Genomic DNA, 20,021 nt, shown 5'->3' with positions numbered 1-20,021 from the left:
CCGTCGCCCTCGTGATCGACCGACCCCCCGTACCTCTCACGCGGCTACCATCGCACGAGCGAGAACGGCCAACTGTTGGTGCCCCCCGGTCCGCCACCGCAGCCGGTGTCAAACGTCGAGTCGACCTGACCCGCCAGCGTCACCGCGTCCCACGAGTAGACGTCGTGCGAGGGAAAGAACTGGACCACGCAGCGCACGCCATCGGGCACATCAACGGCCAGAGTGTAGCGGCCGTTGGCCAGGTGAGCTATTCCCCGGTAGACCGTCGCTTGCCCATTGGGCTGCGGAGTTGCGTACACCTGCAGGCATCCCGGCGTTGGCTGGACGCATGGATTGATCGACCAAACCCAGAGGTGGCCGGGATCCCGGTCCGTGTCCAGCCGATAGTTGGCATACAGCATGTCCGCGTGCGCGGTCGGCGTCATAGTCAGCGCGGCCATGGCAAGCGCCGCAAGGCTGATTGCGAAAGTCTTCACCGATGCGTCTCCCTCTCTGCGCACGTGCCTGGCCCAAATATAAGGCGATGCCATGCCGAACAGGCCTACTCGGAAAAATTATGAGCCGCTCAGTCGATGACGGCGGCTTCCCTGCGTTCGGTGATCGGCCTGGCGAGCTCTTGCTCGTCGCAGATGCGTTGGAGCTTTTCGAGCGTCTCGTCCAGTCCGGCTCCGACCTTGCGGCCGGGCGTGAATGTGGCCGGCAACTTACGCATGCCCTGGATGACACCTATCGTCTCGTAGTGGACGGTCCCCTCAGGATCGCACTTGTAGTCGGGCATCCGGTCGAGAACCGCGGTGAGCATGGATTTGAACACGGTGCGTGCCACATTCGACCCGATGCACCGGTGGACCCCAAGCCCAAAGCTGAAGTGCCGGTTGCCTTTGCGGTCGAGGATTATCCTGTCCGGGTCGTGGAACAACGCTGGGTCGCGGTTGGCCATCGCCCACGAAATCCATAGCCGCTCGCCCTCTTTGAACTGGGTGCCGTCGAGTTCGGTGTCGTCGGCGAACGTCCTGCCGTCCCCGGACGCCGGGGTGAAGAAGCGCAGGAACTCTTCGGTTGCGGGGTCGAGCAGAGTTTTGCGCTCATCGCTGAGCAGCTGCCGTTGCTCAGGGTGTTCCGAAAGCCATTCCAGCGAGTGGGCGGTCAGGGCGGTCGTGGTGTCGAAACCACCGCCGATGACCAACCCGAGGTTGCCGAGGATTTCCAGCTCCGGTGCGGGCTCACCATCGATGCGCATCTCGAGCAGACCGTTCACGATCCCGGGCCTCGGATTCGCGCGGATCTCGATCATGTTGTTGACCATGTCGAGCCCCATCTCCCGGTGCATCGCGGTGACCCGCTCGATGTCGGGGGAGTGCTCGGGCGTGTAGACCGCCGCATGCACCGGCTCGCTGTACATCTTCCACTTCTTCAACGGGATGCCGAGCATGGCCAGGGTGAATACGGCGGGCACGATGTTGGCGAGGTCGTCGACGAAGTCGATGCTGCCACCCTCGATCTTCTCGTCGAGGCAGGCGCGCGTCACGTCGTCGATGAAGGGCTCCCACCGCTTGATCGCGGCCGGGGACAGATAGGGGTTGAGCACGGTCCGGTAGGTGCGGTGCTCGGGGTCGTCCATTTCCAGGATGCCGCCGCGAACCGCGCTGACGCGGCTGGCCGTGGGGATCGAAATGCCTTTGTAGCCACGGCGTTCGTTGTGGATGTCGTGGTCGTTGGAGACCGCGGGGCAGCGAGCCAGCTCGAAGACCTCGTGGCTACCGGCCGCCACCCAGTGCCCGCCGTAGGTTTCGCTCCACGCCATCGGGCAGCGGGCGTGCATCTCCTCGGTGACGGCCTTGAACTTCGATCGGTACTCCGCGGAGTGCCGGTCGAAGTCATACCGGTTTCGCTTGCGGTCGTTGTCGCTGACGACGTCATCGACGGTCAAGGCGCTGTCTCCCTCTAGCTTTCGTTCGTGATGATGATGGCCTGCTCGGGGCACGATTGGGCGGCCTCGCGAACCTGATCCTCCCGATCGGCCGGCACCACTTCGTCGATCGCCGACGATGTGCCGTCGATGTCGCTGAGCCGGAAGGATTCCGGCGCGATCATCGAGCAGAGGGTGTGGCCCTGGCAGCGTTCGGGATCAACCCAGACCTTCACGATGACTCCTTTACGTGTTTCTGCCGCCGTTGACACCCAAGATCTGACCGGTGATGTAGCCGGCCTCCTCGGAGATCAGGAAGGCGCACGCCGCGGCGATGTCTTCCGGCCGGCCGATCCGGCGCACCGGGGTCCGGGCGATGGTCTCCTCGATGTCGCCGAGGAAGCCCTTTTGTTCGGCGGCGCGCAGCATCGGGGTGTCGATGAACCCCGGGGGCACCGCGTTGACGGTGATGCCGCTGGGCCCGTATTCCAGTGCCAGCGATTTGGTGAGCCCATTGACCGCCGACTTGGCCGCCACGTAGTGGCTCATGTAGGGCGCGCCGGAGTGCGTGCTCGACGACGAGATGTTGACGATCCGTCCCCACCCGGCCTCGACCATGTCGGGCAGCACCGCCTGGACCATGTGGAAGACGCCGTGCAAGTTGACGTCGATCACCCGCTGCCAGTCCTCGAAGGTGATGTTGTTGAAGCGCTTGAAGCCGTCCAGGCCGGCGGCGTTGACCAGAACCGTCACCGGGCCCAGCCGGGCGCGGATCGCGGAGAGCGCGGCATCCACCTGCGATCGGACGGTGACGTCGGCGGTGAAGGTGAAGTCGGCGTCCGATGGCCTGAGGTCGATCGTGGCGACGTCGAGGCCGTCGGCGCGCAGGCGTTGCGCGACGGCTTGACCGATGCCGGATCCGCCACCGGTGACAACGGCGGTCTTCACGATCGCGACACCAGGCTGGCGTCGTCTCCAAACGGGGCCGTCTCAGTCACAAAGAATCTCCCTTGCAATTATGAGAACCTTACTCTCGTCGCCGAGCCGCGTGCAACACGGTCGCCAAACCGCTTTCGGCCTGCGCGGAGAGGACCGTCCCGTGGCCGGCGGAGCCCTAACGCCGCTGGTAGACGGGCCGTCTCGGTTCTTGAGAGTTTCTTGAATTATCGAGAGGCGAATGTAAGATTCGCCGGTGAGGAGAATGAAGTTATCGTGACGGGCACCACATCAGGGGGAGGACCAGGCATGAGGCCGCTCGAGGGCATCCGTGTCCTGGAAGTCGCGATGTACGGCTTCGTCCCGTCGGCGGGCGCGGTGCTGACCGAATGGGGAGCCGACGTGGTCAAGGTCGAGCACGCCGTGACCGGCGACCCGCAGCGCGGGCTGCGCCAGACCGGCATGCTGCGCGTGGACGGTGACCCCAACCCCAACATCGAGCATGCCAACCGCGGCAAGCGCAGCATCGGGCTCGACATGTCGGTGCCCGAGGGCAAAGAGGTGCTCTATGAGCTGGCCCGCCGGTCCGATGTCTTTCTGACCAGCTTCCTGCCCGATGCCCGGCGCAAGTTCGGCATCGACGTCGACGACATCCGGGCGGTGAACCCGAAGATCGTCTACGCGCGGGGAAGCGCCCTCGGCCCGCGCGGCGAGGAGGCCACCAAGGGCGGCTACGACATGACCGCCTTCTGGTGCCGGGCCGGGACCGCCGCCACCATCACCCCGGCGGGGATGCCCGGCATGATCGCGCCGCCCGGACCGGCCTACGGCGACACCATCTCCGGCACCAATCTCGCCGGTGGCATCGCGGCGGCGCTGCTGAAGCGCGAGCGCACAGGCGAGCCGTCGGTCGTCGACGTGTCGCTGTTGGGCAGCGGCCTGTGGTCGATGGGACACACGGTCGCGTTGACCAAACACCTGGGGCAGCGGCTGGAATCGCCGCCGCCGGGTGTGCACGGGGCGCCGAACAATCCGTTGGTCGGGCTCTACACCACTTCCGACGGCCGCTACATCTCCTTCGTGATGATGCAGCCCACCAAGTTCTGGGCCGATGTGTGCCGGCACGTCGACCTGCCCGAGCTTGCCGATGATCCCCGCTTCGCCACAGTCGAGACGATCGCCGCCAATACCGCGGAGGCGGTCGGGATCTTGACCAAGGTGATCGCAACCCGCACGCTTGCCGAGTGGAGCGAACGGTTCGCCACGCTCGCCGGACCATGGGCGCCTGTCCAAGACACCTTGCAGGCCGTCGACGACGCGCAGATCCGCGCGAACGAGTACCTGGTTCGCGCAGGCGAACTCGACCTGGTCGCCAACCCGGTCCAGTTCGATGTCAGCGCGCCGCACACCGGCCCGGCGCCCGGATTCGCCGAGCAGACCGACGAGATCCTGATGGAGATCGGGCTCGATTGGGACCGCATCATCGAACTCAAGACGGCCGGCGCCGTCACTTGAGTACTGCGGGGACCGGAGCCGTCCGAAACGCCCGACCCGAACCTGGCCCGTCACCCGATGGCCTCGCCGATAACGGTTGTGCATTTTCTGCTCCGACGAGACGCGGTATGAGTCATAATCGCCGGACGCTTCGAGACTTGGGGCCCCTCGTTTCGGAGCGTCAACTCACGCGACGAACGGAGGTCCTGGCGTGAGGATGGTAGCGGTTGTCACGCCTGAGCCGGATGCCGGAATGTGGCTGCCCGCTATGCATTTCAGTGACGCTGGCAGACCGCCGCGTCCGTCGGCCCAACCGAATCCGCAACGCCCGGCCCACAAAAACGAGACTGCCGGTCTGAAAAGTGTTGGGAGGGGCTGACGCTGATGGCGGTTAAGCGAGCCGGCCCGGAGCGGTGGACTGGCGGCATCTTCTTGGGGCGCGGCGCGAAGCCCATGCAGGCGGTCGGGGGACTGTTCGCGATGTCGGCCGACGCGATCAAATTCGTGTTTCGCCGCCCCTTTCAGTGGCGCGAGTTCCTGGAACAGTCGTGGTTTATTTCGAGGGTCGCGCTGGCGCCCACGTTGCTGGTGGCCATTCCGTTCACCGTCCTGGTCAGCTTCACGCTCAACATCCTGTTGCGCGAACTGGGCGCCGCGGACCTGTCCGGGGCGGGGGCTGCTTTCGGTGCGGTGACCCAGGTCGGCCCGATCGTCACGGTGTTGATCGTGGCCGGTGCGGGTTCCACGGCGATGTGCGCGGATCTGGGGTCGCGAACGATCCGCGAGGAGATCGACGCGATGGAGGTGCTGGGCATCAACCCGGTGCAGCGCCTGGTGACCCCGCGCATGCTCGCCTCCGGCCTGGTGGCGCTGTTGCTCAACAGCCTGGTCGTCATCATCGGCATCGTGGGCGGCTACATCTTTTCGGTCTTCGTCCAAGACGTCAATCCGGGCGCGTTCGCCGCGGGCATCACCCTGCTGACCGGCGTGCCCGAGGTGATCATTTCGTGCGTAAAGGCAGCGCTTTTCGGCCTGATCGCCGGATTGGTCGCGTGCTACCGGGGGCTGACGGTATCGGGCGGCGCGAAGGCCGTCGGCAACGCCGTCAATGAGACGGTCGTGTACGCGTTCATGTCGCTGTTCGTCGTGAATGTCGTTGTGACGGCTATCGGCATCCGAATGTCGTCCAAGGGTCACTGAGGGGGTGCAGGACAGACCGTGATCACGCTACGCGCGACCTATCCGCGCCTGACGCGACAACTCGACAAGCCCGTCGGCGCTTTGAGCCGGATCGGCGACCACACGCTGTTCTACGGCAAGGCGCTCGCCGGGGTTCCCTTCGCGGTCCGCCACTACCGGCGGGAAGTCATCCGCCTGATCGCCGAGATCAGCATGGGCGCAGGGACTTTGGCCATGATCGGTGGCACGCTGTGTATCGTCGGCTTTTTGACGCTGGCCGCGGGCGGAACTCTCGCGGTGCAGGGCTATAGCTCGCTGGGCAATATCGGCATCGAGGCGCTGACCGGATTTTTATCCGCCTTCATCAACGTTCGCATCGCGGCGCCCATCGTCGCGGGCATCGGCCTGGCGGCCACCTTCGGCGCCGGCGTGACCGCGCAGTTGGGTGCCATGCGGATCAACGAGGAGATCGACGCGCTGGAATCCATGGCTATCCGGCCGATTTCATATCTGGTGAGCACCCGGATCGCGGCGGGGATGATGGCGATCACGCCGCTGTATTCCGTCGCCGTCATCCTGTCGTTCATGGCCAGTCAGTTCACCACGGTGGTGCTCTTCGGCCAATCAAGCGGCCTGTATCAGCACTACTTTTCGACATTCTTGAACCCGATCGACTTGTTGTGGTCGTTCTTGCAGGCCGTCCTGATGGCCATCACGATCTTGTTGATCCACACCTATTTCGGTTACTTTGCTTCGGGCGGACCGGCCGGTGTGGGCGTCGCGACCGGTAACGCGGTGCGAACCTCGTTGATCGTGGTCGTGTCGGTGACGCTGCTCGTCTCGCTGTCCATATACGGCACCAACGGCAACTTCAACCTGTCGGGCTAGGGAGGGTGGTGACAGGACAGTGACGCGCAATCTCGGGCCGGGCCCCATCCACCGATCCGAAACCACCAGCGCCGCAAAGCCCGTCGCGGCGTCACCCGGGCGCCACTTCGGCGCGCAGTCCTATGCACGCCCGCTGGCAGGGTTGGCGACCATCGTCCTGATCGGCGTCATCGTCTACGTCGCGGTGGGCCTGTTCCAGGGCTCGTTCACCCAGAGCGTCCCCGTCACCGTCTACGCGCAACGCGCCGGCCTGGTGATGAACCCCGATGCCAAGGTGAAGATGCGCGGCGTCCAGGTGGGCAGGGTCTCCTCGATCGAATCGCTGCCGAACGGCGAAGCGGCCATTCACTTGGCCATGGACCCCTCGCAATTGCACTTCATTCCGGCCAACGTGCTCGTCGACATCGCGTCGTCGACGGTTTTCGGTGCGAAGTCCATCCAGCTGGTAGATCCTGCCCAACCGTCGGCGCAGCGGCTGCACGGCGGCCAGACGCTGCAGGGCCAGCACGTCATGGTCGAAATCAACACGGTGTTCCAGCAATTGGTGTCGGTGCTGAGCCACATCGACCCGCCGAAGCTCAACGAGTCACTGGGTGCGCTGGCACAGGCGTTCAGCGGGCGGGGACCACAGCTGGGCCAGTCGCTGAGTGACCTGGATTCGTTTCTTGCCAGGCTGGAGCCGAGCCTTCCCGCCTTCAGGCATGACCTTGCCGTCTTGCCGGCGGTGTCCAACGCCTACGCGGACGCGGCGCCGAATTTGGTGAAGACCGCCGCGAACGCGACGCGGATCAGCAAGACGATTGTCGATGAGCAGCACAACCTGGATGCGTTGCTGATCAGCGCGATCGGCCTGGCGGACATCGGTAACGACGTCTTGTCGGCGAACCGCGGACCGCTGACGAACGTGATGCACCTGCTCGTGCCGACCACCGATCTGACCAACGAGTACGCCCCGGCGCTCAACTGCGCGTTGGCCGGTCTCGTACAGATATCGCACGGGGCGCCGTTGTCGGAACCGAGCATCAACATCTCGGCGAGTCTCACGTGGGGCGCCGAGCGTTATCGGTATCCGACGAACCTGCCCAAGGTTGCGGCGACGGGCGGCCCGCGGTGCGTGGGTCTTCCGAAGATTCCGTTCAACACGGCTCCGCCGCAATTGATCGCCGACATCGGCGCCAACCCCGTGAACTATGGAAACCCGCAACTGTTGCTCAACTTCGACATCCTCAAGGAGTTGTTGTACGGACCGATCGCCGGCCCACCGCGCAACCCCGCTCAGATCGGACAACAAGGATGAGAACGCGCGCAACGCTAATCAAGTTCGGCATCTTTGCGGTCGTGATGGCGATGCTGACCGCCTTCCTGTTCTTCATCTTCGGCGAATACCGGACGGGTTCGACGAGCGGGTATTCGGCGGTGTTCACCGACGTGTCGCGTCTCAAGCCCGGGGAGTCGGTGCGGGTCGCCGGAATCCGGGTGGGCACGATCGATAGCGTTTCGCTGCAGCCGGATAAGAAAGTTGTGGTGAAGTTCGACGCCGACCGCAGCGTCGTCCTCACCGAGGGCACCAGGGCGGCGGTGCGCTACCTCAACCTGGTGGGCGATCGCTACCTCGAACTCGTCGATGGTCCGGGCTCGACCAAGCACCTGCCGGCCGGGGGTCAGATTCCGGTGAGCCGCACCGCGCCGGCGCTGGACCTCGATCTGCTGCTCGGCGGACTGAAACCCGTTACCCAGGGCCTGAATGCGCGCGATGTCAACGCGCTCACCTCAGGATTGCTGCAGGTTTTCCAGGGGCAGGGCGGCACTCTCGAGTCACTGTTCGCCAAGACGACGTCGTTTTCGAACGCCTTGGCCGACAACGATCAAACCGTGCAGCAACTGATCGACAACCTCAACACCGTGATCGGCACGGTTTCCAAGGAGGGCAACAAGTTTTCCGGCGCGATCGATCGCCTCGAGCAGCTTGTCAGCGGCCTGTCGGATGACCGCGACACCATCGGGACCGCCATTGACGCCCTGGACAGGGGAACCGCCTCGCTGGCGGATCTGCTGGCGCAGGCCCGCCCGCCGCTGTCCGGCACGGTAGCCCAGTTGAATCGGCTGGCGCCGATCCTCGATGGCGACAAGGACCGCATCGACGCCGCGATCGCCAAGGCGCCGAAGAACTACCGAAAGCTGGTCCGTCTCGGCGTGAACGGCGCCACCATCCCGTACTACCTCTGCCAATTCGGGCTCCGCGGCACGGACCTTCAGGGCAAGACCGTGCGCGCCAACATCTTTAGGTCAGACGCAGGAAGGTGCACGGAACCCTGATGCTCAAGTATCGCGGAGCTGGGCTCATCAAAGCCGGATTCATCGGCGTCTTCCTGGCGGTGATGGTCATCCTGGTGGGCCTGTCGCCCGACCGATTCGTCGCATGGGCGACGATGGTCAGGTACCAGGCGCTGTTCACCGAAGCCGGCGGCCTCGCGGTCGGCAACCCCGTCATCGTGTCGGGGATGAAGGTCGGCACGGTGTCGGATGTGAAGCTGCGCCACGGCGATGCCCTGGTGACGTTCGCGATGAAGGGCAACGTCCTGCTCGGGTCGGAGACGTCCGCGCACATCCGCACCGGCACGTTGCTCGGCGAACGGATGCTGACGGTGGAGTCCGCCGGCGCCGGCACGATGCATCCGATGGCCCTGATCCCCGTCTCGCGCACGTCGTCGCCGTATTCGTTGACCGAAGCGGTCAGTGACCTGACGACGGACACGGCCGGCACCAACACGGCGGCGCTGAATCAATCGTTGGACACCCTGGCGGCGACGCTCGATCAGATCGCGCCCCAAATGGGGCCGGCCTTCGATGCGCTCACCCGGTTATCGCGCACCCTCAACAGTCGTAACAAGAACCTGGGCGAGCTCTTCAAGAGCGCCGGCGACGTCACCGGGATACTCTCCGAGCGCAGCCAGCAGGTCAACAAGCTCATCCTGAACTCCGACTCCCTGCTCGAAATCCTGGTAGCGCGGCGACAGGAGATCGTGGACCTGCTGGCCAACACCTCGGCGGTCGCCAAGCAGCTGACGACGTTGGTGCACGAGAACGAGAGCACGTTGGCACCGACGCTGGAGAGATTGAATTCGGTGACAGCGATGCTGGAGAAGAACCGCGACAACATCGCCAAAGCGATGGCGGGCCTCAAGAAATTCCAGATCACGGTCGGTGAGGCGATCTCCGGTATGTACGCCTACCAGGCATTCGCCCCGAACTTCCTTGTCCCGCAACTCTTCCAGGAGTTGTTCGACTACCTCTGGGGATTCCGCACCTTCGACACGTCCAAGGGTCCGGGCTACCCGTCGCCGGTACCTCGGGCACTGACCCCCTGGCCGTACAACCTCATTCCACAGTGCCCTGGCTGCACGTCGGGCGGACGGATCGGAGGATCACAATGACAGTGACCTCCCGGATCTCCCGGATCCCCCGAAAGAGGCTGGCGGCCGTGGCGGCGGTCGCCCTCGTCGGGCTCCTCATTGCCGGCGCCGCCGTGGTCGTTCGTAACACGTTCTTCGGCCAGAAGACGATCACCGCCTACTTCACCACCGCCACCGCGATCTATCCCCATGACGAGGTGCGGGTGTCGGGCGTCAAAGTCGGCAACATCAAGTCGATTCAGCCGCAGGGCACACAGGCCAAGATGATCCTCAAGGTCGACCACGACGTGCCGATTCCGGCGGACGCGAAGGCCGTCATCGTCGCGCCGAATCTAGTGGCCGCCCGGTACGTCCAGCTCTCGCCGGCGTACCGCGACAGTGGGCCGGTCATGCGCGACGGGGCCGTCATACCGGTGGAACGCACCGCGGTGCCGGTCGAGTGGGACGAGGTCAAAACCCAGTTGATGCGGCTGGCAACGGATCTGGGACCCAAGAGCGGGGTATCGGGCACATCCGTGGGTCGGTTCATCGACAGCGCGGCCAACGCGCTCGACGGCAACGGCGACAAGCTGCGACAAACTCTCGGTCAATTGTCAGGCGTCGGCCGGATCCTCGCCAACGGCAGCGGCAACATCGTCGACATCATCAAGAATCTGCAGACGTTCGTCGGCGCGCTGCGCGACAGCAACGTGCAGATCGAGCAGTTCAACGGTCGCCTCGCGACGCTCACCAGCGTGGTCGACGACAGCAAATCCGACCTGGACGCGGCGCTGACCGATCTGTCCACGGCGGTCGGCGAGGTGCAGCGCTTCATCGCGGGAACGCGCAACCAGACCAGCGAACAGATTGCCCGGCTGGCCGATGTCACGCAGAACCTGGTCGACCATCACATGGATCTGGAGAACGTACTGCACGCGGCGCCGAACGCGTTCGGCAACTTCTTCAACGACTACAACGCCGACACCGGAACCATCGTCGGCGGATTCGGGCTCATGAACATGGCGAATCCCACCTGGGGAGGCCAAGTTCTGCTGGGTGTACCGGGATGCACGCAAATGGGCGCCGTCGACAACATCACCGCGGTCGAAACGGGCAAGCTGTGCTCCCTGTTCCTCGGTCCCGGGCTGCGAGTGACCAACTTCAACAACTCGCCGATTCCCCTCAACCCGTTCATATCCAAGTCGATTGACCCGTCGAAGGTTCTCTACACCGAACCGCGCCTGGCGCCCGGCGGCGAGGGCCCGAAGCCCGCAGCACCGGAGATCCCGCCCGCTGTGTCGGCCTATACCGGCCTGCCGGGTGATCCGGTGGGACCGCCGGGTTCGGTGCCGCCGGGGCGGATACCGGGCGCGGCGATGCCGCTGCCGCCGCCACCGTCGACACCGATGCCACCGCCACCGCCGCCCGCGTCGAACTTGTCGGACATGCTGCTCCCGACCGACGGGCCACAACAGTGATCGCCCGGGTTGCGGCTCGGCGGCTGTTCGTCGTCGGCTGTTGCGTGGTGTTGACGTCGACGGGATGCGCGTTCCACGGCCTGAATTCACTGCCCCTTCCGGGCGCGGTCGGACGCGGGCCGGGGGCGAACATCTACCACGTCGAACTTCCGAATGTCGGCACGATGGAGTCGAATTCGCCGGTGATGATCAACGACGTCGTCGTCGGCAGCGTCGGCGCGATGCGGGTGAAAGGCTGGCACGCCGACGTCGAGATCTCGGTCAAGCGCGATGTGGTGGTCCCGGCCAACGTGGTAGCCGTCGTCGGTCAGACCAGCCTGCTGGGCTCGATGCACGTGGAGCTCAATACGCCGCTGGGCCAGCAGGGCAGCGGGCGGCTGCAGCCCGGGGCCACGATTCCGCACAGCCGGTCATCGGCCTACCCGTCGACCGAGCAGACGCTGTCGTCGCTGGGGGCGGTCGTCAACGGCGGGGGACTGGGACAGATCGGCGAGGTCATCCACAATTTCTCCGCCGCCCTGTCCGGGCGCGAGGGCGCCGTGCGTGATCTGATCACCCGCCTCGACACGTTCGTGGGAACGCTGGACGACCAGCGGGACAACCTCGTCGCCTCCATCCAGGCGCTGAACCGGCTCGCCGGCACATTCGCCGACCAACGCGACGTTCTCACCCAGGCGCTGCAGAAGCTACCGGCCGCGCTCGAGGTGCTGGTCAAGGAGCGGCCGCGGCTGACGGCCGCCTTGGATCACCTGCGCGTGTTCAGCAACACCGCCACCCGGCTGGCCAACGACGTCCAGGCCGACCTGGTCAAGAACCTCAAAAACCTGGAACCGACCCTCAAAGCGCTCGCCGACGTCGGACCGGACTTCGGCGGGGCCATCGCGGCCTCGTTCGTGTTCCCGTTCACCCAGAACTTCGTCGACCGGGCGGTCCGAGGCGACTTCTTCAACCTGCATTTCGATTTCGACTTGACGATCCCACGGCTCAAGAAGGGATTGATGCTCGGAACTCACTGGGGGCAGCTGGACATGCCCGTACCGCCGGTGCCGGGGGACCCGTATCGCCTCAACTACACACTCGATCCTTTGCATAACCCGCTGAGGCCACCGTGGATCGATCCCAACGCATTGCCGCTGCCCCCTCCTCCGCCGGGTGCGGTACCGCAACCGGGACCGGGGAATTACGGACCGCTGCCCGGGCCTCCCCCCGGCGCGAGTCCGTCGCCCGATGCAGGTCTTGGTCAAGCGCCACCGCCGGCAGAGGCACCTGCGGCGGAAGGCGGCGGATAGATGCTGACACGCTTCGTTCGGATCCAGCTGGCGATTTTCACGGTCGTCGGGACCCTCGGCGTGATCGCGATGGTCCTCTTCTATATTCAGGCGCCGACCCTGCTGGGCATCGGCCGGATGACGGTGACGCTGGAGCTGCCGGCCACCGGCGGCCTGTACCGCTTTTCCAACGTGACCTACCGAGGTGTTCAGCTCGGCAAGGTCACCGCGGTGGGTTTGACGCCGACCGGCGCGAAAGCGACGCTGTCGCTGAGCACTTCACCGAAGGTCCCCGCGGACCTGACGGCGGCGGTGCTCAGTGTCTCCGCGGTGGGTGAACAGTACGTGGACTTGCAGCCCAAAACCGATTCGCCGCCCTACCTGCACGACGGCTCGGTTATCGCCGTGCGCGACACGACAATTCCGCAGCCGGTCGGGCCGATGCTCGAACAGGTCAATGCCTTGGTCCAGAGCATCCCGAAGACCAAACTCGGCCAATTGCTCGACGAGTCCTTTGAGGGCTTCAACGGCACGGGTTACGACTTGGGGTCACTGATCGATTCCTCGAAGACCTTGTCCCGCGACGCCAACGGCGTGGTCGATCGCACCCGCGCCCTCACCGAAGACACCGGGCCGCTGCTGGATACGCAGGCGCGAACCACCGATTCGATCAGGACGTGGGCGCGCAGCTTCGCCGGCATCTCGGATACGTTGGTGGACAACGATTCCCATTTCCGCACCATCTTGCAAAAAGGTCCTGACACGGCGGACGAAGCGTCACGGCTTCTCGAACAAATCAAACCGACGCTGCCGGTGTTGCTTGCCAACCTGACCACGATCGGGCAGATCGGCATCACCTACCACCCTTCGATCGAGCAGCTGTTGGTGTTGCTGCCGTCGGGGGTCGCTATCGAGCAGGCCGCTCAGGGTGAAAACCATCCCGACGGCAGGGCTTACGGCGACTTCGCGGCCACGGTCGACGACCCGCCGATTTGCACGGTTGGCTTCATGCCACCCAACACCTGGCGATCCCCGGAAGACCTCACCGACATCGACACACCCGACGGGTTGTACTGCAAACTCCCGCAGGATTCACCGATCGCTGTGCGCGGTGCGCGCAACTATCCCTGCATGGGTCACCCGGGCAAGCGCGCGCCGACCGTCGAAATCTGCAACAGCGACCAGCCATACATGCCGCTGGCGATGCGCCAGCACACCCTCGGCCCCTATCCGCTGGATCCGAATCTGCTGTCCCAGGGTGTTCCGCCCGATGACCGGATCACCTCCAATGACAGGATCTTCGGCCCGGTCGAGGGAACGCCGCTGCCGCCGGGGGCGGTGCCGCGCGGCAGCCCGGCGGGTCCGCGGGGAGAAAATCCGCCGCCCGGCACGCTGGGAGCCGCCGTTCCGCCGGTGCCGTCGTCGGGACCAGCGCTCGCGCCGATGTCGCCAATGTCGGCGGACATTCCGGCTTTTGCGCCCCTCGATGTCGCTGCACCGAGCGAACTTCCGGCGCCGCCACCACCGCTGATACCACCGGCGCTGCTGCCACCGCCAGCGCTGCTGCCGCCACCACCGGCGCCCGCAGCACCGGATCAGGTTGACGGTGGACAGCCCCAGGCCGCGCCAAGCTCGTACGGAGCCAACACATCCAAGCCCGCGCCGTCGGTCGCGGTGGCAAAGTACGATCCGCATACCGGTCGTTATGTCGGTCCGGACGGTAAGTTGTACCAGCAGTCGGATCTCGTTGCTCCGAAAGCGCCGAAGACGTGGAAGGACATGATTCCCACCTGAATCCGCCCTGAGGCGGAGCGGCCCAGGGGCGGCGGGGCGACGCTACGAGAAACCTACGACCACTGGGTCAGGAGAGCTGGTCCAGACGCAACGGCATCGTGATATCCAGCCACTGGTTTTGCCCGCAGGCACCGCTTGGGCCGACTGTCTTGTCCTTGCCCGAGAGGACCCGCGACCCGAGTTGCCATCCACCATTGTCGTTTACCGGGAAGAAAAAGAAGGTCTGCTGCCCGGGAAACGCGGTGCCGTCCTCGCATCGCTCCCAGTTCGGCACTTCGTGTTTCACCTTCCACATCTCCCCGTCGTTCATGTAAAGGGGCGCGCTCCATCCGTGGTCGCTGGTCACCGTGCCATGGCATTCCTGGGTCGAGTCGCATGTCGAGGTGATAGTCCATACTTGGTAGATCGTCGGTTGGCCGAAATACTGATCGTTTCTCTGGGCATAGTCGCCAATCGACGTGGCGCGGAAGGTCCCGTTGAGGGCCACGTCTTCCTTGGTTATTGCCTGGGCTGTGGAGGCGGTGCTCAAACCGCCGAATGCACTGGCAGCCAACAGGCTTGCTGTGGCGAGTGTTTTGACTGAACGCATCAGGTGCTCCTCGAAGCGCGTAATCCGAGAGTGCCTGTGGCACCTTATCGCCGTCGGTTGCGGCGCCCTCGAGCGATGACGTTACACCGCTTGCGCCCACCAGGTAACGGTTGGGACAAGATCTGCCGTGCTCACCCGGATGGGTCGAATTTCGCGATCAGCCAGGACCCGTCGACTTTTGTCAGTGTGACCAGAATGCTGCTTTGCGTCTTGTCGGGTTCTTTCTTTTGCGCGCTTGCGGTGGTCTGGTCGACGAAAACCAGCACGACTGCCGAATCGGGATGCAGTTCCGAGACTGCGGCCCGGATCACCTTGGCGGTTGCCGTCAGTTGTCCCTGCTGCGCCGTCGGCGCGACGGCGGCGTCGGTGAATTTGCTGTAATAGTCAAGGAAGTCGCCGGTGAGATGCGACTTCGCGTTGTCGAAATCGCGGTTCAAATGGTCGTAGGAATATGACAACACCGCCACGGCGCCATCTGACGCCGCCTGGATTGCCCTGCGCGCCGCCGCGTCGCCGACCTGCTGATCCGGCCGGTACAGGATGAAGTACACGCCGGCGGCGACTCCCATGGCGGCAACAACCAACGTTGTCGCGACGATCGAACGCCACCCTGCCAAATACCGGCGGGCCCGGCGCCGAATCGCGGGCAGCCGGCGTAAGCGTGCCGGTTCCTCGTTGACGGGCGGCGCTCCGCGCTCGTCGGCGTGTGAATTCTCCACGGCGTCAATCGCCTCGTCGGCGCCGTCCCGCGACGAGCCGTGTTCGGACGTCATCGCAGGAAATCAACTTTCGACATCTTGAGTTGGCCGCCGTCGCGGTCCATATTCACGCTGAGCCGAAACAAAGCCGGTGGCGGTTTGGCGTCATCCGGCCCAAAGGGGTTGGTTTTCGCCGCCACAAGCACGACTCCCGAATTGTCGCTCAACGACTCGACGGCGACGGCTTCGATGCTGACCTTGATACCGACCTTCGTTTCCTCGGCCTTCTTGACTATCAGGGTCGACAGCACAGATAGCTGGTTCTTCTGGTCGCCGGTGGAGGCGTCGATCGTGCGCTGGACATCCTCCTTGGCATGCTCGGGGTCAATCGACATCAGTGCCGTGATCCCTTGCCGGGCGGCTGCACTGAACTCCGCGGCGAGTTGGCGGTTATGGACCGCGGTGTGGTGCTGCCACAGCATGTAGCCGGTCGCGGCCACAGAGGCCGATAAGAGCACGGCGCCGACGCCGGCGGCCACTGTTTTCCGTTTTGGACGCCGGAGCGACTCCGGGCCCCGCAGCCGTTTCGGACGTCGGACCCGTAGCCGCTGCCGGGTCCACTTAGCGGGGCGCCGGTCGACATCTCGGACGTCGTCCGCGCCCCCGGTTTCGGCGGCCTCGCGCAGCATCGAGAGGCGCGCCCGAGCCGCCTCGGCGCGCGCTTCGGCCTTGGCAACTTCGTCTTCGGCGTCCACTCCCGAGGCGGGCGCTACGGCACTGGAACGTAGCGCCGAGCGCGACTGGGGCCCATCGGGATCGGTCCCGGCCGACCGGTCATCACCATGGTCGGCGTCGGGGCCCTCCGGATCGTGCACGGAGAAGCAGCTTATCACTTCAGCATGGGCCGGCCGTTGCCATCGCGGGGCTCCCTTGGTGGCTTTCACGTGCGGAAACGCTCGCTCAGCGCGGACGGGTACGAAGGCATCGGGTGCGGTCGACACCGGCTGCTGGCTGGCCCAAATGATCTTCTCCAACCAGGAGAATTTTACTTCCGGGTATGGCAAAGTAATTGGGTGCGATTCATCGTGGCAATGGCTGCCGCGTTGCTCGGCGCCCTGCTCAGCGTCACCGTGCTGGCGGCGCCGCCATCGTCGGCCGGCCCGACCGTCTGCGACTACCCCGCCTGCACCCCGGGCATCTTGTCGCATCGGGTCTTGGGCGCGCCGTGTGATAACACCACCTACTACGTCTTTGGTGTCGACGACAGTGTCGTTCCGCCCGCAGCGCAGCCCGGGCGCCTGATGTTCTGCGGCTCGCCGAGGAGATATCAGCCTCGATGGTTCCGGTCGCCGCCGATGGCGGGGGTCAAGGACGAAAACGCCGACTGCACCAATTATCTGAATTACGTCGCGCAGGCCCCCGATGGTTTGTTCCTGATCTGTATCGCGCACGACGGCATATCGAGTTGGGTCCGCGCCGACACGTAGCAGTCAGTTGGGCGCCTCCCGAGGCAGGCCGAGCAGGCGTCGGCTCAAATCGGTAACCCGTTCGAACAACGTGGCATCGTCGACGTCGGCGACCAGCGGGTGCATGACGGCGCTGCTGACGGCGCCGGAGAACATGGCGGCCTCGATCCGCCCGTCCAGACCCACATCGCTCAGCAGCACCTGGTACAGACGGTCCATGAACAGCTGGAACGGCTTGTGCTCGGCCAGCAGCCGGACCACGACGGGATCGAATTGCAGCGTGCGCACCAACCGCCGGTCGCGGACGGCCATCTCAATCACGCGCACCAACAAGGCATCTCGCGCTTGAGGCCCGTCGTCGTATGCCTCGGCCTCCTCGAGCGCCGGCTCGAGGCGGCCGAGTTCGCGCTCGGTGACGGCGATGACGATCTGCTCTTTGGTTCGGAACTGATGGTAGACAGCGGCTTTCGTTACGCCGACGGCATCGGCGATCATCTGCAGCGACGTTCCGCTGACGCCGTGCGTGGCGAACAGATCCAGCGCGGCATCGAGGACCCGCGTCCGGGCCGCGCTGTGCTCGATCAGCCAGAATTGCCGATCGTCGGCAGGCTGCCGTGCTGTTCCCACGCACCGAGAGTAGACGACGCTATTGACCGTGGCTAGCCGATCGGCTAGCTTCGCTGACTAGCCGAGTGTTGGCGCATTTACGTGCGGGGTCCATGCGGGAAGGAACACCGATGTCCGATGTCGTCGGAAACGATGCAGGCAGTCGCCAATCGGCGCGAACCGCGCTGCGGCGCATCGACGGTGAGCTCATCCTGCTGTGGACGCTGCCCGTGACGGTGATCATCTGGATCGCCGCCTTTTTCCTGTTTCCGGCTTTCAATCCGCCGATGTCGCCCGCGCTGTCGGCAGATCAGGTGGCTGCGTTCTATCGCGATCCGGCGCACCTTCCGGAGATCCGGTACAGCATGATCGTGTTCAACTGGTTCGGCGTGTGCCTGGTGCCGATCCTGGCGTTGATCGTGTTGCAGATCCGCAGGATGGCGCACCGGACGCCGATCTTCTCCTACGCCATGCTGGGCTGCGTGGCCGGCGGTCCGACACTGTTTCTCGTCGCCAACGTCTGCTGGCTGCTGGCCGCATTCCGCCCGGAACGCAGCCCCGAGCTGACCCAGTTGCTCAACGACTTCGCCTGGATGACCTTCACGATTTTGGTGCCGTTTCTGATCGGACAGAGCGTGATCCTGGCGCTGGCAATCTATTTCGACGATCAACCGCGTCCGGTATTCAACCGCTGGGTGGCCCACTTCAACCTTCTGGTGGCCGCCGCTCTGGTGCCCGCCGCCTTCGTCGGTGTGTCACTATCCGGCCCGCTGGCGTGGGACGGCTTCCTGTCCTTCTGGGTGAAAAACGTCGCCATCGCGGTCTGGATCGTGGTGATGGGCATGGTGCTGGGACGGGCCATCTATCGGGAGCGTGCCGAGAACGCCGGGCGCCCAGGGGAACTGGTCAACGCGTGAGCGCTGTGATCACACCGCCGACCTCGCCCGCCACGCCGCCCCCGGGACCACTGCATCGCCGAGTCGGCTGGCACCTGTGGCACGGCCCCAAGCGGGAGCTCTGGCTGGCCTGGGCGGTACTCGTCGTGTTCTACAACCTTTTCTTTCCGATGTTCTTCATCGTGGCGCAGGTTCAGCCGCCGCCGCAGCCCACCTGGGACCTCGCGACGCAGGTGCACTGGTTCTCCGAACGCCGCCTGGGGATACCGTTCGGTTTCGGCGTGATCTTCGCCATCAGCGGCATGATAGCGATCAACAATGCGCTCATCGCGTATTCGATGCGGCGAATGTCGGTCAGCCGCGCGTTCGGGTATTCCTACCTGCTCATCTACTCCTTCAGCGCCGTCCCCGGCATGCTGCTGCTCAACATCGCGCTGATCGTCGGAACGCTGCGACCGGAGCGCAACCCCGAAGCCGTCGGCTGGCTCTACGACTTCGCCTTCCTGTCCTTCGACGGAACGATGGGGGTGTTCCTGATCGGTTCGCTGATCTGGATGGTCGCGATTCTGCTCGACAAGAACAGGGTGTTCCCCAAGTGGTTCGGTTACCTCAACCTGTGCAACGCGCTGACCGAGGTCGTCGTGGCACCGTGCTGGATCTTCCGGCGCGGCGTGCTGGCATGGAACGGCCAGATCGCCTGGTGGCTGGACATGGTCGTATTCGGCATCTACCAAGTCACGTTCATCGTCATGCTCTTTCGCATGATCCAGCGCGAGGACTTTGGTACCGGCGCACTGCCCCGCCCGGCGCGGCACACGGCGGTTGCACAGTGACCGACGTAGCCGAAAAGGGCGGCCGCAACAGGTTCGTGCCCGGACAGCCCGACATGTGGGCCTTCGTGTTGTTCGAAACCTTGGTGTTCACCGCGTATTTCGGCTTCTACCTGTTCTACCGCGCCCGCAGCCCGGAGCTCTTCCTGTACTCCCAGGCCCAGCTCGACCTGCGGATCGGGGTCTTCAACACGCTGGTCTTGCTGCTGAGCTCCTGGTCGGTGGCGCGGTGTGTTCAGTCCGCCCGCGCCGAAGCGTTCCGGGCTGCACTGCGCGACGTGTACGTCACGGCCGCATTCGCCGCAGTTTTCCTGTTCTTCAAGGTGTTCGAATGGACCCGGCTGGTCCGCGCCGGACGCGGCTTGGACAGCAACGACTTTTTCACCTACTACTTCTTTCTAACCGGGATTCACTTCGTGCACCTGCTGATCGGCTTCGTCGCCCTCGGCGTCATCGTCTATCAAATCCGCGGGGCGGCACGAAAAGCTCAGGGATCACAGGGATCCCAGGAGCTCGTCGAAACATGCGCCACCTACTGGCACACCGTCGACTTCCTCTGGGTGCTCATCTTCGCGCTGCTCTACGTGGTGAGGTGATC

General features: G+C 64.7%; 21 protein-coding genes. 13 read left to right on the top strand and 8 right to left on the bottom strand.

Annotated elements, in window-relative coordinates; genetic code table 11:
- Positions 1–44: 44 nt before the first annotated feature.
- The 4 genes from AC5Y43_RS09375 to AC5Y43_RS09360 form a co-directional block, all read right to left on the bottom strand.
- Positions 45–440: a hypothetical protein gene (locus AC5Y43_RS09375; RefSeq protein ID WP_499972210.1), complete on the bottom strand. Its 396-nt coding sequence runs from the start codon at positions 438–440 to the stop codon at positions 45–47.
- Between the two features lie 125 nt (positions 441–565).
- Positions 566–1,930 carry a cytochrome P450 gene (locus AC5Y43_RS09370; RefSeq protein ID WP_499971759.1) on the bottom strand — a complete coding sequence of 455 codons (1,365 nt, stop codon included), beginning with the start codon at positions 1,928–1,930 and terminating at the stop codon, positions 566–568.
- A 14-nt stretch (positions 1,931–1,944) separates the two neighbouring features.
- On the bottom strand, positions 1,945–2,145 hold the full coding sequence (locus AC5Y43_RS09365; RefSeq protein WP_499971757.1) for a ferredoxin: 201 nt from the start codon (positions 2,143–2,145) through the stop codon (positions 1,945–1,947).
- 10 nt (positions 2,146–2,155) lie between these two features.
- Positions 2,156–2,857 (bottom strand): SDR family NAD(P)-dependent oxidoreductase, encoded by a 702-nt coding sequence (locus AC5Y43_RS09360; RefSeq protein WP_499971754.1) that lies wholly within the window; start codon positions 2,855–2,857, stop codon positions 2,156–2,158.
- A gap of 297 nt (positions 2,858–3,154) precedes the next feature.
- Here AC5Y43_RS09360 and AC5Y43_RS09355 point away from each other — a divergent pair, with 297 nt between their 5' ends.
- The 9 genes from AC5Y43_RS09355 (at position 3,155) to AC5Y43_RS09315 (ending at position 14,338) form a co-directional block, all read left to right on the top strand.
- Positions 3,155–4,360, top strand: coding sequence for a CaiB/BaiF CoA transferase family protein (locus tag AC5Y43_RS09355; RefSeq protein ID WP_499971753.1), 1,206 nt, complete (start codon positions 3,155–3,157; stop codon positions 4,358–4,360).
- A 363-nt stretch (positions 4,361–4,723) separates the two neighbouring features.
- The gene (locus AC5Y43_RS09350) at positions 4,724–5,539 is read left to right on the top strand and encodes an MlaE family ABC transporter permease (protein WP_499971752.1); all 816 of its coding nucleotides are present in this window, start codon (positions 4,724–4,726) and stop codon (positions 5,537–5,539) included.
- A 21-nt stretch (positions 5,540–5,560) separates the two neighbouring features.
- Positions 5,561–6,406 carry an MlaE family ABC transporter permease gene (locus AC5Y43_RS09345; RefSeq protein ID WP_499972209.1) on the top strand — a complete coding sequence of 282 codons (846 nt, stop codon included), beginning with the start codon at positions 5,561–5,563 and terminating at the stop codon, positions 6,404–6,406.
- A gap of 142 nt (positions 6,407–6,548) precedes the next feature.
- A complete protein-coding gene (locus tag AC5Y43_RS09340; protein ID WP_499972208.1) occupies positions 6,549–7,703 on the top strand; it encodes an MCE family protein in 1,155 nt (384 codons plus the stop codon).
- Complete coding sequence (locus tag AC5Y43_RS09335) at positions 7,700–8,722, top strand: MCE family protein (protein WP_499971750.1); 1,023 nt, start codon at positions 7,700–7,702, stop codon at positions 8,720–8,722. Before AC5Y43_RS09340 ends, AC5Y43_RS09335 begins: the two co-directional genes overlap by 4 nt.
- Entirely contained in the window at positions 8,722–9,840 is a 1,119-nt protein-coding gene (locus tag AC5Y43_RS09330) for an MCE family protein (protein ID WP_499971748.1), read from the top strand. The genes AC5Y43_RS09335 and AC5Y43_RS09330 overlap by 1 nt, the downstream gene beginning before the upstream one ends.
- Positions 9,837–11,276, top strand: coding sequence for an MCE family protein (locus AC5Y43_RS09325; protein ID WP_499971746.1), 1,440 nt, complete (start codon positions 9,837–9,839; stop codon positions 11,274–11,276). Before AC5Y43_RS09330 ends, AC5Y43_RS09325 begins: the two co-directional genes overlap by 4 nt.
- Entirely contained in the window at positions 11,273–12,565 is a 1,293-nt protein-coding gene (locus AC5Y43_RS09320) for an MCE family protein (protein WP_499971744.1), read from the top strand. The genes AC5Y43_RS09325 and AC5Y43_RS09320 overlap by 4 nt, the downstream gene beginning before the upstream one ends.
- Positions 12,566–14,338, top strand: coding sequence for an MCE family protein (locus AC5Y43_RS09315; RefSeq protein ID WP_499971742.1), 1,773 nt, complete (start codon positions 12,566–12,568; stop codon positions 14,336–14,338).
- A 67-nt stretch (positions 14,339–14,405) separates the two neighbouring features.
- Here the strand turns inward: AC5Y43_RS09315 and AC5Y43_RS09310 are convergent, their stop codons facing one another.
- From AC5Y43_RS09310 to AC5Y43_RS09300, 3 genes are all read right to left on the bottom strand, one after another.
- Positions 14,406–14,927 carry an Rv2253/PknI dimerization domain-containing protein gene (locus tag AC5Y43_RS09310; protein ID WP_499971740.1) on the bottom strand — a complete coding sequence of 174 codons (522 nt, stop codon included), beginning with the start codon at positions 14,925–14,927 and terminating at the stop codon, positions 14,406–14,408.
- 131 nt (positions 14,928–15,058) lie between these two features.
- A complete protein-coding gene (locus AC5Y43_RS09305) occupies positions 15,059–15,700 on the bottom strand; it encodes an Rv1363c family protein (RefSeq protein ID WP_499971738.1) in 642 nt (213 codons plus the stop codon).
- Entirely contained in the window at positions 15,697–16,500 is an 804-nt protein-coding gene (locus AC5Y43_RS09300) for an Rv1363c family protein (RefSeq protein ID WP_499972207.1), read from the bottom strand. Before AC5Y43_RS09300 ends, AC5Y43_RS09305 begins: the two co-directional genes overlap by 4 nt.
- A 216-nt stretch (positions 16,501–16,716) precedes the next feature.
- Here AC5Y43_RS09300 and AC5Y43_RS09295 point away from each other — a divergent pair, with 216 nt between their 5' ends.
- Entirely contained in the window at positions 16,717–17,112 is a 396-nt protein-coding gene (locus tag AC5Y43_RS09295) for a hypothetical protein (protein WP_499972205.1), read from the top strand.
- Between the two features lie 3 nt (positions 17,113–17,115).
- Here the strand turns inward: AC5Y43_RS09295 and AC5Y43_RS09290 are convergent, their stop codons facing one another.
- Positions 17,116–17,718, bottom strand: coding sequence for a TetR/AcrR family transcriptional regulator (locus tag AC5Y43_RS09290; RefSeq protein ID WP_499971736.1), 603 nt, complete (start codon positions 17,716–17,718; stop codon positions 17,116–17,118).
- Positions 17,719–17,828: 110 nt separating this feature from the next.
- Here AC5Y43_RS09290 and AC5Y43_RS09285 point away from each other — a divergent pair, with 110 nt between their 5' ends.
- From AC5Y43_RS09285 to AC5Y43_RS09275, 3 genes are read left to right on the top strand one after another with little or no spacing between them, the layout of a single operon-like run.
- Positions 17,829–18,614: a hypothetical protein gene (locus AC5Y43_RS09285; RefSeq protein WP_499971734.1), complete on the top strand. Its 786-nt coding sequence runs from the start codon at positions 17,829–17,831 to the stop codon at positions 18,612–18,614.
- Entirely contained in the window at positions 18,611–19,426 is an 816-nt protein-coding gene (locus AC5Y43_RS09280) for a hypothetical protein (RefSeq protein WP_499971733.1), read from the top strand. The genes AC5Y43_RS09285 and AC5Y43_RS09280 overlap by 4 nt, the downstream gene beginning before the upstream one ends.
- Positions 19,423–20,019 carry a cytochrome c oxidase subunit 3 family protein gene (locus AC5Y43_RS09275; RefSeq protein ID WP_499971731.1) on the top strand — a complete coding sequence of 199 codons (597 nt, stop codon included), beginning with the start codon at positions 19,423–19,425 and terminating at the stop codon, positions 20,017–20,019. Before AC5Y43_RS09280 ends, AC5Y43_RS09275 begins: the two co-directional genes overlap by 4 nt.
- Positions 20,020–20,021: the final 2 nt, after the last annotated feature.

The sequence above is a fragment of the Mycobacterium sp. NGS57 genome, from assembly GCF_059812405.1.
Note: the sequence above shows the minus strand (reverse complement) of the source record. Positions and strands in the feature narration are given on the sequence as shown.